The organism is Streptomyces sp. NPDC060366, from assembly GCF_042725135.1.
GTDB lineage: Bacteria > Actinomycetota > Actinomycetes > Streptomycetales > Streptomycetaceae > Streptomyces.
The window spans coordinates 273,293-285,527 of sequence record NZ_JBHXDC010000008.1; the positions used below are offsets into that span (position 1 = coordinate 273,293).

Sequence of the window (12,235 nt, forward strand, 5' to 3'; positions counted from 1 at the left end):
AACCGGTCAGTGCGCCGGCGACCCTTGCGTCTGTGCCGAGATGCCCAGCGCGCTCGTGTACTGCGACAGAACGAGCTTGCCGACGGCCGGGTACGCGCCGAGCGGCTCCGACGCGGCGCAGTCGGCCTCCTTGAGCGCGACGTCGAGCAGGCCCCCGGGCAGCTCGGGTCCGATCAGGTACGGCGCGAGCGCGAGCTGCGTCGAACCGGAGTCGCGCAGCTGCTCGGCGATGGCCGCGACCGCGCCCTCGTCGTCGAGCGCCGCCGCCATCACCGGCACGGCGAGGCGCGCGGCGAGCAGCATTCCGGTGATTCCCGCGGCCTGGACGGCCTCGTCGCCGCCCACCGTGGCGAGGATGATGCCGTCGGCGGCCGTGGCCACCGTGAAGAGCCTCGCCCGGTCGGCGCGGGCCAGGCCGGCCTCCGACAGACGCACGTGGAGTGCCTCGGCGAGCAGCGGGTGCGGACCGAGGACATCGGTCATCTCCGCCACGGCCTTGCTGTCCACAACGGCCTGACGTATGCGCCTTACCAGGGAGTTGTCGGGACCCGCGAGCAGCGGCACGACAACCGCCGAGATGCCCTCGGGCTCGTTGACCTCACGGCCGGCCGCCTTCGCCAGCTCGTAGCGCTCGACACGCTGCTCGGCGGCGTGGGCCAGGACGGTGCCCAGCGCGGGGTACTCGTCGTCGTCGCCGTCCAGATAGCCGATGCGGGCGTCGAGGCCCGGCAGTTCGGAGCGGGCGATGCTGACGACCTCCTCGCCGAGGCTCCGCACCTCGGGGCTCGGGTCGCCGGGCATGGCGAGCACGAGCGCGGGCGCGCCCTCGGGCGCCGCCACGGGTTCGGGTCGACGGTGCCGCCCCGACTGTCGAGGTCGGGGCATTCGTACAGGCAGGCCGGGTGCCGGCCCAGTGGGGGAGCTCATGGCGCCGAATGCTACTGGTTTTGTGGGGTCGGCTGTTCGGGGAGGGTCCGGTCGTGTGTTATCTGTCCATATTTTTTCGATATGCTGCTTAACTCTTATTCGTCCCGCTCTGTCGGGACGGTCAACAGTCGCTCGTCGCGCGGCAGTCGGAGCGATCCGGTCGCGAGGGCCGCGGCGATCCGCAGCGCGCCCGTCAGCGGATCGCCCTCGGCCGACACCGTCCGGGCCCGCGGCAGCCGGTCGGCCAACTCGGCGCGCAGCGGTACGAGCAGCGGGTCACCCATCTTGAACAGCCCACCCGTCAGGGCGACTTCGCACCCCTCGACCTGCGGACACACCGCGACGGCCGCGTCCGCGACATGCCTCGCCGCCTCGTTGACGATCTCCGCGGCGACCGGGTCGTGGAGTGCGCAGCGGGCCACCTCGGGGGCGAAGGAGGCGAGCACGGCGGGCCGGTCGGTACGCGGATAGACGAGCCCCGGCATTTCCGGCGCGGGGCCGAACACGGCTTCCATCCGGGACAGCAGTGCGGCCGAACCGCCGCGCCGCCCGTCGTACGCGCGCATCGCCGCCTCCAGCCCCGCCCGGCCGATCCAGGCACCGCCGCCGCAGTCGCCGAGGAGGTGTCCCCAGCCGTCCGCGCGCTGCCAGGTGATCAGATCGGTGCCGAGCGCGATCATGCCCGTACCGGCGGCGACGACGGCGCCCGGCCGCTGGCCGAGCGCCCCCGCGTAGGCGGTGACGGCGTCGGCGGCGAGCGCCAACCGCCTTACCCCCAGGGCGCTTTCCAGTGCGGCGGGCAGCTCCGCGCGGAGCCCGTCGCCGAGCGTCGCCATGCCGGCGGCGCCGATCGCGACGGCCTCCGGCGCCTCCGCGCCCGCCCGCGCGAGCAGTGTCTCCACGGCGGGCAGCAACTGCTCCAGCAGATGAGCGGGGTCGATGCCCGAAGGGCCGGTGCGGACCGGCTCGGTGGACACGGCGGTGCCGATCGTCCGGACCGACGCTTCACCGTCCGCCGATGCGTCCGAGGCCGGGCCCGCCGATCCGAGAGCGATCCGCAGACCGGACCCGCCCGAGTCCACACCGAGGATCCGGCTCACGGGAGTTGCCACTCGACGGGCTGAGCGCCCTGCTGGACGAGGAGTTCGTTGGCACGGCTGAACGGACGCGAGCCGAAGAAGCCCCGGTCCGCCGACATGGGGGAGGGGTGCGACGACTCGATCGCGGGCAGCTGCCCGAGGAGCGGACGCAGATTGCGGGCGTCCCGCCCCCACAGGATGGACACCAGCGGCTTGTTCCGGGCGACCAGTGCCCGGATGGCCTGCTCGGTGACCTCTTCCCAGCCCTTGCCCCGATGCGCCGCCGGTTTACGGGGAGCGGTGGTGAGCGCCCTGTTGAGCAGCAGCACACCCTGCCGGGTCCACGGCGTCAGATCCCCGTTGGACGGCCGGGGAGCACCGATGTCCGCGTGCATCTCCCGGAAGATGTTGTCCAGACTCCCCGGCACCGGCCGCACGTCGGGCGCGACCGAGAAGCTCAGCCCCACCGCGTGTCCCGGAGTGGGATACGGATCCTGGCCGACGATCAGGACGCGCACCTCGTCGAACGGCTGCTGAAAGGCGCGCAGCACATTCGGCCCGGCGGGCAGATAGGTGCGTCCGGCGGCGATCTCCGCGCGGAGGAAGTCGCCCATCGCGGTGATGCGTTGGGCGACAGGGGCGAGGGCGTCGGCCCATCCGGACTCGACGATTTCTTTGAGTTCACGTGCCACGGGGCGTCACTCTAATGGGCCGTCGGGCTTCGCGATCAACGAACCGGCCAAGGACCACGGCCCGCGCCGTCCGTGCCGGTTCGCGCACAGCGCTTCGCGCGGCACCACCCCGGAGCGGATGTGCTCGCGGTTGCGGTCGCGAAGCCTGGGGGCGGGGCTCCAGGGCCCCGCCCCCGCCCACGCCGAGGTCCGGCGGGTCCGTCTACCCGACGTCTCGGCGGACGGAGCCGAGGAGCGCGATCTCCTCGGCCGACAGGCGGATCGCGCCGGCCGCCACGTTCTCGGCGAGATGGTCCGGATCGCCGGTGCCGGGGATGGCCAGTACGTGCGGACCCTGTTCCAGGGTCCAGGCCAGCCGGATCTGCGCGGGCGAGACGCCGTGCGCGCGGGCGACGGTGAGCACCGCCTCGTCGTCGGCGGCGCCCGCGCCCTGCTCGCGCCGGCCGCCCGCGATCGCGAAGAACGGTACGAAGGCGATACCGAGTTCACCGCACTCCCGCAGGAGTTCCTGCTCCGTCCCCGGCGCGTCGACGCTGTAGGCGTTCTGCACACAGACGACCGGCGCGATGGACCGGGCCTCGGCCAGATGCGCGGAGGTCACGTTGGAGACGCCGAGATGGCGGACGAGCCCGGCGTCGCGCAGATCGGACAGCACGCCGAAGTGATCGGCGAGCGAGCCGTCCCCCCGGCTCGGCGGGAGACGCAGATTCACCACGTCCAGGTGGTCACGGCCGAGTTGACGCAGGTTCTCCTCCACCTGGCCGCGCAACTGCTCCGGCTCGGCCCACCAGAACTCGCCCGACGGGTCCCGGCCCGGCCAGACCTTGGTGGTGATGACCAGGTCGTCGGGGTACGGCGCGAGCGCCCGGTTGATCAGCTCGTTGGCGGAGCGCGTCGGGGAGAAGTAGAACGCGGCGGTGTCGATGTGGTTCACGCCGAGTTCCACGGCGCGCCGCAGGACGGCGACGGACCGCTCGCGGTCGCTCGCCCCGCCGGCCGGTCCGAAGGGAGTGCCGCCGGTGAGACGCATCGCCCCGAATCCGAGGCGGTTGACGCTCAGGTCACCCAGCTTCCAGGTACCGGCGGCCGTCGCGGGACGCGCACGCGTATCTGACATGGATCTCCTCTGAGGATGGGAACGAAGGTGCTCAGGAGGCCGGCCCGGCCGGGCGGGAGCCGGCTGCGGGCACGCAAAAAGCCTCCCCGCGGCTCGGAAATCCGTGCCAAGGGAGGCTGGAACGATGAGTCATCTTAACATTTCGGCGGCTGCGGGCCGGTCGCTTTCACCGTTCTCGTACGGGAGTAGGGGAGCACGGGAGTAGGGGAGAGCGCGCCGGGGAACCGCCCGCCGTGCCGCCCCCCCCCCGCTATGTACGAGACGGCCCGTCCGCCCCGCGCGCCGCTGCCAGCAGGCCCTCCCAGTCAGGGATCTTCACCGACCGCCGTCCCAGCGACGCTCCGAGCGCCGCCTCCGCATCCTCGATCGCCAGCCAGCCCGGCCACTCGACCGGGTGGTGCCCGGCCGCCCGGAGCGCGTCGACCGGGTCCCGCACGATCCGGCGCCCGGACAGCCGCGGCGCGTCCGCGAGGAGCGAGACGACCGTCTCCTTCGCGCAGGCGCGATTGGTGCCAATCACGCCAGTCGGGCCGCGCTTGATCCAGCCCGCCACGTACTCGCCCGGCGATGCCACCGCGTCCCGCAGCACCCGGCCCGCCAGATGCGGCACCGTGCCCGACGTCTCGTCGAACGGCAGCCCCGCGAGCGGCACCCCCCGGTAGCCGACCGCCCGCAGTACGAGCCCCGCCTCGATCTCCTCGTAGCTCCCGGTGCCGCGCACCGCCCCCGACCCGTCCGGCGCGGTGCGCTCGAACCGTACGGCCGTCACCCGTCCCTCGGTCCCGAGCAGTTCCACCGGCCGCAGGAAGAACCGCAGGTGGATACGGCGCGCCCGGCCCTGGTCGGGCATCGCGGCCCAGCCGCGTACGACCTCGATGTTGCGCCTGTTGACGGCGGCGAGCGGATGGGCGGACGGCGCCGAAGCCCGCCCCGGCCGGACCGCACCGGTGACCGGGGCCGGGGCCGGGGCCGTGGACGGGACCGGGGCGTACGCCGGGTCGAGCGCCAGATCCGCGGGCTCCACCCGTACCTCCGCCGAGGGCAGCGCGCCCAGTTCACGAAGCTCCTTGGTGGTGAACTTCGCCTGCGACGGACCCCGTCTGCCCACCATGTGCACGTCCCGGACCGCGCTCCCGGCCAGCGCGCCGAGCGCCGGGTGCGGTACATCCGTCGGCCGGAAGTCCTCCGCGCCACGGGCCAGGACACGCGCCACGTCGACCGCGACGTTGCCCACGCCGATCACCACGACCGAGCGCGCGCCGAGCCCGAAGCCGGCCGGCGCGGCGTCGGGGTGCGCGCTGTACCAGGAGACGAAGTCGGTCGCCGAATGGCTGCCCGCCAGTTCCTCGCCGGGGATGCCGAGCCGGCGGTCCCGGGCGGCGCCGACGCAGTAGACGACCGCGTGGTAGAGACCCAGGAGCCGCTCGGGCGTGAGGCCGCGCGCGCCGATCTCCACGTTGCCCAGGAAGCGGACACGGTCGTGCTCCAGCACCGAACGCAGCGTGTTCTGGAGCGACTTGATCTTCTCGTGGTCCGGTGCGACGCCGTAGCGCACGAGTCCGTACGGGGCGGGGAGCCGGTCCAGGACATCCACGAGGATGCCGGGGACCAGCGGCTGCTGGACGAGGGCCTGGGCGGTGTAGACCCCGCTGGGGCCCGATCCGACGACGGCGATGCGCAGCACGGCGCACTCCTTCCGGCGAGAGGCTTCCAGCATCGCACCGGTTGGTGGAGCGGGGGAGGAGCGGCGCCGTCGCCTTTTCAAGAAGCGCTGCCGGTGGCGGCACGGCAGTGCGCTGACCGAGTGCGATGCGGGCCGAGGCGTGTCTACCACGACGATAAGGGAGAATTGCCTGATTAAGTGGTGAATGTGTCAGAACTTGAGAATACTTCCGCCGGTCAGCCCGCGATGCCTGTCTGGCCCCGGTGGGAGGTGCAGGGGTATGGAACCGTCAACTGCGACACGCCGCCGGGTGGCCGCTGCGAACTTCCGCCGGACGCGCTGGTGCCGCCCTGGGTCGACATCCGGCTGACATTCGCCGACGGGGCCCGTGTCGACGTGCTCGCGGTCCTGCGGGACGGCGTGATCGCCGTCGAGGGCGCGCAGGCCGACCCGCCTCTGCCGCTGGACGATCTGACCGAGCTCGGTGCCTGGATCGAGGCGCCGCTCGCGTACGCCCACCGGGTGGTGGCGGGACAGCACCGTGTGGAGACCGCACCGCTCACCGACGGTGACCGGACGCCGGGCCCGGCGCCGGCCGACGCCACATCGCGTCGTACGCAGGAGGCGGCCGTCGCCGTGATGGCGGAGGACGAGGGCTACGAGTACGAGGGCGGCTCCCCGGACACCGGCGTACGGCTTCTCCCGGAAGAGGAACCCGCGCCCGTCGGCCGCCACCGCGCCGACGACTCCGCGTCGTCCGACCGCGCGGACCGGCGCGGCGTGGCGGCGACGTACCGCAGGGCGCAGCAGTTGGGCCAGGACCCGGTCCTCGTGGTGATGTGCGCGACGGGGTACGGGCGCCGCAAGTCGCTCAGCCTGATCGCGAGTGCCCGCGACGACGGATATCTGGCACCGCGTCACCGCCGTCGCTGAAGCCCCGCGCCCCCCTGGCCCGGGGTCGACTCCGGACGCTTCCTACAGCGAGCGCATCCGGTTGATCTCGGACGTCTGCTGCGCGATCACATCGCTCGCCATCTCTTCGAGCTGGACGTTGTTGCCCGCCGAGAGGGCGTCGGTCGCCATCGTGACCGCACCCTGGTGGTGCGTGATCATCAGGCTGATGAAGAGGTCGTCGAACGCCTTGCCCTTCGCGGCGCGCAACTTCGCCAACTGGGCCTCGGTGGCCATGCCCGGCATGTCCATCGCGCCGTGGTCGTGGCCGCCCTCCTTCTTCGCCTTCTCCTCGCCGCCGTTGAGCTTCAGCCAGCCCTCCATGGCGCCGATCTCGGGCTTCTGCGACGCGTTGATGCGCTCGGCGAGCCGCTTCACCTGGCCGGATCCGGCGCGGTCCGGGGCGAGTTCGGTCATCACCAGCGCCTGGCTGTGATGCGTGATCATCATCGTTGCGTAACCGTAGTCGGACGAGTTGGGAGTGTTGTCCGGGAGTTCCTTCGCCGCCTCCTCCGGGGAGAGGGTCCTGGACTTCTCACCGGGCTTGCCCGGAGCGACGATCTGCCCCGTGGCCCCGCTCTTGGTCTCACTCTTCGCGTCGTCGTCCCCCGAGTCGCAGGCGCCCAGGGCGAGTAGGGCGACGACGGCCGCGGCAGCCACGACAGGCCGGAGGACACGCGGACTCCTGGTCCGGATCAACACGGTGACCTCCTGGGGTGCTTGACGTGTATCGGGCATCTGGTTAGGGACTTTCCTAACACGCCTACGGACACGAGTGATCGAAAACTTTCATTACATCTCGGTTTCCATCTGTTGTGATGTACATGAGAAGGACGATACTGCCCAGGTCCGTAAGCCGTTCAACTCAGAACGGATACAAGGGAGGACGCAGTGACTTCGTTGCACACCACGCGCGTGCGGCGTAGACGTCTGGGCGTGGCAGCAGCCGCTGCCGCCGGGCTCTTCGCCACTCTGCTGGCCGCCGGACCGGCGGTCGCCACACCGGACCCCGGTGACAAGCCGGCCAAGGAGGAGACCTCCAAGAGCCAGCAGGCCGAGGCCAAGAAGGCCATCGAGAACAACGACATACCCGGTGTGGACGAGATCATCCACAGCGACAACATGAGCCATGTCGCGAACGTCCCCAAGGACCACCTGAAGGGGACCAACTCGGACATCGCCTTCCAGGGGAAGTACGCCTTCTCAGGCAACTACGACGGCTTCCGGATCTTCGACATCAGCAAGCCGTCGAAGCCCAAGACCGTCGCGCAGGTCCTGTGCCCCGGTGGCCAGAACGACATCTCCGTCTCGGGCGACCTGCTCTTCCTGTCGACGGACGCCTCACGCAGTGACAACTCCTGCTCCAGCGTCTCGCAGCCGGCGACGGAGAAGTCCTCCTGGGAGGGCATGAAGATCTTCGACATCAGCGACAAGCGGAACCCCGAGTACGTCGCGGCCATCGAGACCGCGTGTGGTTCGCACACGCACACGCTGGTGCCGGAGCGCAAGAACGTGTACGTGTACGTCTCCTCGTACTCGCCCAGCGCCACGTTCCCGGACTGCCAGCCGCCGCACGACGGCATCAGCATCATCAAGGTGCCCCGCAAGGCGCCCGAGAATTCGAAGATCGTCGACTTCCCGGTCCTCTTCCCGGACGGCGGAAACCCCGGCGCGCCCACCAACCCGGGCGTCTCGGCGACCACCGGCTGCCACGACATCACGGTGCTCCCGTCCAAGGACGTCGCCGCCGGTGCCTGCATGGGTGACGGCATCCTGTTCGACATCAAGGACCCGGAGAAGCCGCGGATCATCGACCGCGTCCAGGACAACGTCAACTTCGCCTTCTGGCACTCGGCCACCTTCAACCAGCGCGCCAACAAGGTCGTCTTCACCGACGAGCTCGGCGGCGGCGGCGCGGCCACCTGCAACGAGGAGATCGGCCCGAAGCGCGGCGCCGACGGCATCTACGACATCCTCGGCAAGGGCGACAAGCGGACGCTGAAGTTCAAGAGCTACTTCAAGATCGACCGTCCGCAGGCGGACTCCGAGGTGTGCGTGGCGCACAACGGATCGCTGATCCCGGTCAAGGGCAAGGACATCATGGTCCAGGCCTGGTACCAGGGCGGCATCTCGGTCTGGGACTTCACCGACTCGTCGAAGCCGAAGGAGATCGGCTACTTCGAGCGCGGCCCGGTCACCCTCGACCAGGTCACCACGGCCGGCCCGTGGTCCGCGTACTACTACAACGGCTACATCTACTCGAACGACATCGCCAAGGGTCTGGACGTCATCAAGCTCGACGACCGCCGGACCGACGAGGCGAAGAGGGTGAAGATGGACGAGCTCAACGTCCAGACGCAGCCCGACTACTTCGAGGACTTCCGCAACTGACCGGCGCGGCCGGTCGCCGAGGCGGCCGGCCGGACCGGTGAAGTCATGACGCGCTCCGCCGGGCGGGCTCCCCGCCCGGCGGAGCGGCGTACGTCGGGTCCAGACCGAAGCGGTGGAACAGCTCGTCCCGCAGGCTGGCCAGCGGCATCGCCGCCCCGGGCAGCAGAATCGCGAACACCGCGCCCATCATCAGCGCGCGCAGCAGCGGATAGTCGCTGTCCACGTCCGGAGACCCGTAGCGCACCATCGTCTCGCGCAGCAACTCCGCGAGCCGCTGCTGCTCGGGGCACTGGACGAAGCCCTCGGCCTGGAGAATCCCGGCCATATGGGCGCGCATCACCACCGGATGGTCGACCGTGAGGCCGAGTACGGCGTCGATGGCGCGCGCCAGCAGCTCCCGGCCGTCGTCGGTACGGGGCTCACGCTCCAGGGCCGCTTCCAGGGTGCGGTGCATCAGCCGGTGCACGGCCGACTGGAACATCGGACGCTTTCCGGGGAAGTAGTACGAGACCAGTCCGCGCGCCGCTCCCGCCCGGTCGGCGATGTCGGCCAGCGTCGTTCCGTCGAAACCCCGCTCCTCGACCAGCTCCACGGTGGCCTGCAGAAGCCGTTCGCGGGAACGCCGGCGAAGTTCTTCATTGACCGATGGGCTCCGCGGGGACATGCTGGACTCCTGCGTTGACTGGCTCCTAGCCAGTATACTCGGCACGTCCTCGCGGACAGCCCATAGGGCCTGGTCGGCGCGGGTGAAGCTGTCTGTCTTGGGCGACGCGGGGGATCGCCCAAGGCAGACAGCACTACCACCGCTCGGTCAGAGACGGTGACGGTACGTCAGGCCGCGCAGTACTGCGACTCCTTGCCGATGGACCGGTACATGCAGTCCGCGTTCTCCAGAAGTTGGAGCACCGCGTCCCGGTTGCGGCTCGTCTCGCGCTCGATCACCTCGTCGGGCGGGTAGAAACCGCCGCCGCCGGCGCTGCCCGGGTACATCTCGAAGGTGTACGCGAAGATCTTCTGGTTCCCCCACAGCCAGTCGTCGATCGACCCGTCCGTGATGTACAGGTCGCTCGCCTGCTCCGCGGTGTAACCGTTGCTCGCGGCCATCTTCCCGCCGACCGCGGCGAAGGCGTTCCGGTCGTCGATCGTCATGCCGGGAGCGGTGTCGGCCCTGGTGTAGCCGTACGGCCACAGCACCAGCTCGCTGTACGTGTGGAAGTCGATGGCCGCCTTGAGCTGCTGCTTGCCGCCGACGACCCGGCTGCGCGCGAAGTCCGCGACCACCTTGACCTCCGGGGCGGACTCGGCGCGCGGGCCGCGGTACGTCTCGGAGCCGGGGGTGCCGGAGGAGCCGCCGCAGCAGCCCCACTGGAAGGCCCAGTTGCGGTTGAGGTCCGTACCGATGGCCGAGGAGCCGGAGTTGGGCTGGCGGTTCAGGCGCCAGCTCCGGTAGGAACCGGTGGCGATGTCGTACTCGCCGCCGTCCGGGTTGACGTCCGGGACGATCCAGATCTCCCGGTTGTTCACGGCGTTGGTGACCCGTGAGTCGGTGCCGTAGGTGTCACCCAGCTCGCGGATCAGATACAGCGCCATCTCGACGGTGAGGTGCTCACGGGCGTGCTGGTGGTGCGTGAACAGCACCTCGGGCTCGTTCTCGTCCGTCGCCACGTTGTCGCTGATCTTGACCGCGATGATGTCGCGGCCCTGGTAGCTCTTGCCGATGACGCGCTTGCTGATGAGGTTGGGACGAGCCGCGATCCGCTGGTTGATCTCGGCCGTCATCTCGGCGTAGTTGTGATAGCGCGAGTCGGCCGAGGGGAAGTCGAACGGCTCGACGGCCTTGCCGTTCGTCCTGGCGGGCGGCCCGGGCAGCACATCGAGCCGGTAGCCCTCCGCGCGCAGCCGCTGCGCCTGGGTGTCGGTGGCGCTGACGACCGTCGAGCGCTCACCCGCCTCGTCCACCGATACGCCGCTGGACGCGAGGGCGGTACGGCCCACGACGTCGGCCACGCCGGGTATCTCGTACTGCCGGACGCGCTCGTCGGCGGCCACGGGGGACTCGGGCGCGGCCTTCGGATCCGGGGGCGCCGCCTCGGCGGTGAAGGGGACGGCCACGGCGAGCGCCAGCATGGCCGCGAGGGTGGCGGCCTTCCATCTGGCCTCGCGTACGCGAAGTCGCATGTTGTCTCCTGGATGGGGAGTCGTGTGGGGGGCTCGGCCGCCGTACGTGTCGTGCGGCGGCCGTTTGTTCGCGCCACATCGTGGAGGGCTGACATGATCCGGTCAAGTGGGGAACTTCGGCCATGCGGACCGGTACCCGCGCATCGGCCGCGGCCCGGCGCCCGAAGCGGGTGCCGGCAGACCCTTGGCCGGGGTCCCCCCGCCGGGCGTCCACGGCTTCGTCCCCCCGGACGGTTCAGGTCTTCAGCAACGACGCCGTCAGCGCCGGCAGTTCATGACCGGTGCGCCAGTCCTTCGCCGAGCCCCCGCTCAGTACGATCCGGTCGGCGCCCGCCTCCACGAACGCGGCCAGCCGCTCCGCCGCCTGTTCGGGGGTGCCGACGATCCCGACGCCCGCCGCCTGGTCGGGATCGACCCCGTACGCCTCCACGACCGTCCGGACCAGGGCGTCCCTGGCGTCGGCCACCTCTCCGGCGGGGACGCCCAGTTGGATCGGCACGGCCACGGTGACGGGTGGGACGGGGCGGCCCGTCTCGTCGGCGTACCGCCGCAGTCTCCGTACCCTGCCCGCGAGTTGGGCCGGGGAGATCACCGCCGGGAACCAGCTCACGCCGAACGCGCCCGCCTGCCGCAGCACGGCATCCTCCGCGCCGCCGGCGACGAACAGCGGGGGTGCGGCCACCGCGGGCGCGAGCGTGATCTCGACGCCCGCCCCGACGCCCGAGGCGTCGCCGACACCGAAGCCGTCCCCGGCCTCTGTCGCGGCCTCCGGGGCGATCCGGGTCGGGCCGGCCCCCGACCAGCCCCGGCAACAGCCTCAGCGCGGCCTCGGTGCGCGTCTCGGCCTCCGCGCGCCGTACGCCCAGCGCGTCCCACACGGGCGCGTCACGCAGGCGGCCGTGCCGGCGCTCCCACGCGCCCCGCCCGTCCCCGATCCCCACCAGCAGCCGCCCCCGCGAGACGTACTGGAGCGACGCGATCTCCTTCGCCGGCAGCGGGAGCGGGCGTACGGCGGCGAGCAGTACGCCGTAGCCGATACGCACCCGCTCCGTGACGGCCGTCGCCGTCGCGAGCACCACCTCCGGGGCGAGCATCGGCGCCCGCCCCGTGAAGTGGTCCCACACCCGGACCGATTCGAAGCCCAGGCGCTCGGCGTCGCGCGCGGTCTCGGTGATCTCCTCGGTCCCGAGACAGATACCGACGGCGGTCATCCCTGTCGTCCTCCCGCGGCGGCCGT

11 protein-coding genes and 1 pseudogene are annotated in these 12,235 nt (G+C 71.1%); 2 read left to right on the top strand and 10 right to left on the bottom strand.

The window, feature by feature from the left end:
- Window positions 1-6 precede the first annotated feature (6 nt).
- The 5 genes from ACFWHU_RS21635 to ACFWHU_RS21655 form a co-directional block, all read right to left on the bottom strand.
- On the bottom strand, window positions 7-927 hold the full coding sequence (locus tag ACFWHU_RS21635; protein ID WP_385792388.1) for a sirohydrochlorin chelatase: 921 nt from the start codon (window positions 925-927) through the stop codon (window positions 7-9).
- 95 nt (window positions 928-1,022) lie between these two features.
- Window positions 1,023-2,027: an N-acetylglucosamine kinase gene (locus ACFWHU_RS21640; RefSeq protein ID WP_387226438.1), complete on the bottom strand. Its 1,005-nt coding sequence runs from the start codon at window positions 2,025-2,027 to the stop codon at window positions 1,023-1,025.
- On the bottom strand, window positions 2,024-2,698 hold the full coding sequence (locus ACFWHU_RS21645) for a uracil-DNA glycosylase (RefSeq protein WP_359990038.1): 675 nt from the start codon (window positions 2,696-2,698) through the stop codon (window positions 2,024-2,026). Before ACFWHU_RS21645 ends, ACFWHU_RS21640 begins: the two co-directional genes overlap by 4 nt.
- 202 nt (window positions 2,699-2,900) lie before the next feature.
- Window positions 2,901-3,815: an aldo/keto reductase gene (locus tag ACFWHU_RS21650; protein ID WP_387226440.1), complete on the bottom strand. Its 915-nt coding sequence runs from the start codon at window positions 3,813-3,815 to the stop codon at window positions 2,901-2,903.
- Window positions 3,816-4,065: 250 nt separating this feature from the next.
- Window positions 4,066-5,499 (bottom strand): FAD-dependent oxidoreductase, encoded by a 1,434-nt coding sequence (locus ACFWHU_RS21655; RefSeq protein ID WP_387226442.1) that lies wholly within the window; start codon window positions 5,497-5,499, stop codon window positions 4,066-4,068.
- A gap of 225 nt (window positions 5,500-5,724) precedes the next feature.
- On the opposite strand from ACFWHU_RS21655, the gene ACFWHU_RS21660 reads away from it, so the two are divergent.
- Window positions 5,725-6,411: a DUF6214 family protein gene (locus tag ACFWHU_RS21660; RefSeq protein ID WP_387226444.1), complete on the top strand. Its 687-nt coding sequence runs from the start codon at window positions 5,725-5,727 to the stop codon at window positions 6,409-6,411.
- Window positions 6,412-6,453: 42 nt separating this feature from the next.
- Here ACFWHU_RS21660 and ACFWHU_RS21665 read toward each other — a convergent pair whose 3' ends face one another.
- Complete coding sequence (locus ACFWHU_RS21665; RefSeq protein ID WP_387226446.1) at window positions 6,454-7,167, bottom strand: DUF305 domain-containing protein; 714 nt, start codon at window positions 7,165-7,167, stop codon at window positions 6,454-6,456.
- 153 nt (window positions 7,168-7,320) lie between these two features.
- Here ACFWHU_RS21665 and ACFWHU_RS21670 point away from each other — a divergent pair, with 153 nt between their 5' ends.
- Entirely contained in the window at window positions 7,321-8,820 is a 1,500-nt protein-coding gene (locus ACFWHU_RS21670) for an LVIVD repeat-containing protein (protein ID WP_385792382.1), read from the top strand.
- A gap of 43 nt (window positions 8,821-8,863) precedes the next feature.
- Here ACFWHU_RS21670 and ACFWHU_RS21675 read toward each other — a convergent pair whose 3' ends face one another.
- The 4 genes and pseudogenes from ACFWHU_RS21675 to ACFWHU_RS21690 form a co-directional block, all read right to left on the bottom strand.
- Window positions 8,864-9,484, bottom strand: a complete 621-nt coding sequence (locus tag ACFWHU_RS21675) for a TetR/AcrR family transcriptional regulator (protein ID WP_385792381.1) — start codon at window positions 9,482-9,484, stop codon at window positions 8,864-8,866.
- A 167-nt stretch (window positions 9,485-9,651) separates the two neighbouring features.
- Entirely contained in the window at window positions 9,652-10,998 is a 1,347-nt protein-coding gene (locus ACFWHU_RS21680; protein ID WP_387226449.1) for a M14 family metallopeptidase, read from the bottom strand.
- Window positions 10,999-11,233: 235 nt separating this feature from the next.
- Entirely contained in the window at window positions 11,234-11,680 is a 447-nt protein-coding gene (locus tag ACFWHU_RS21685; protein ID WP_387226559.1) for a hypothetical protein, read from the bottom strand.
- Window positions 11,681-11,864: 184 nt separating this feature from the next.
- A pseudogene (locus tag ACFWHU_RS21690) lies at window positions 11,865-12,209 on the bottom strand (LLM class flavin-dependent oxidoreductase); the annotation flags it as partial.
- Window positions 12,210-12,235 lie beyond the last annotated feature (26 nt).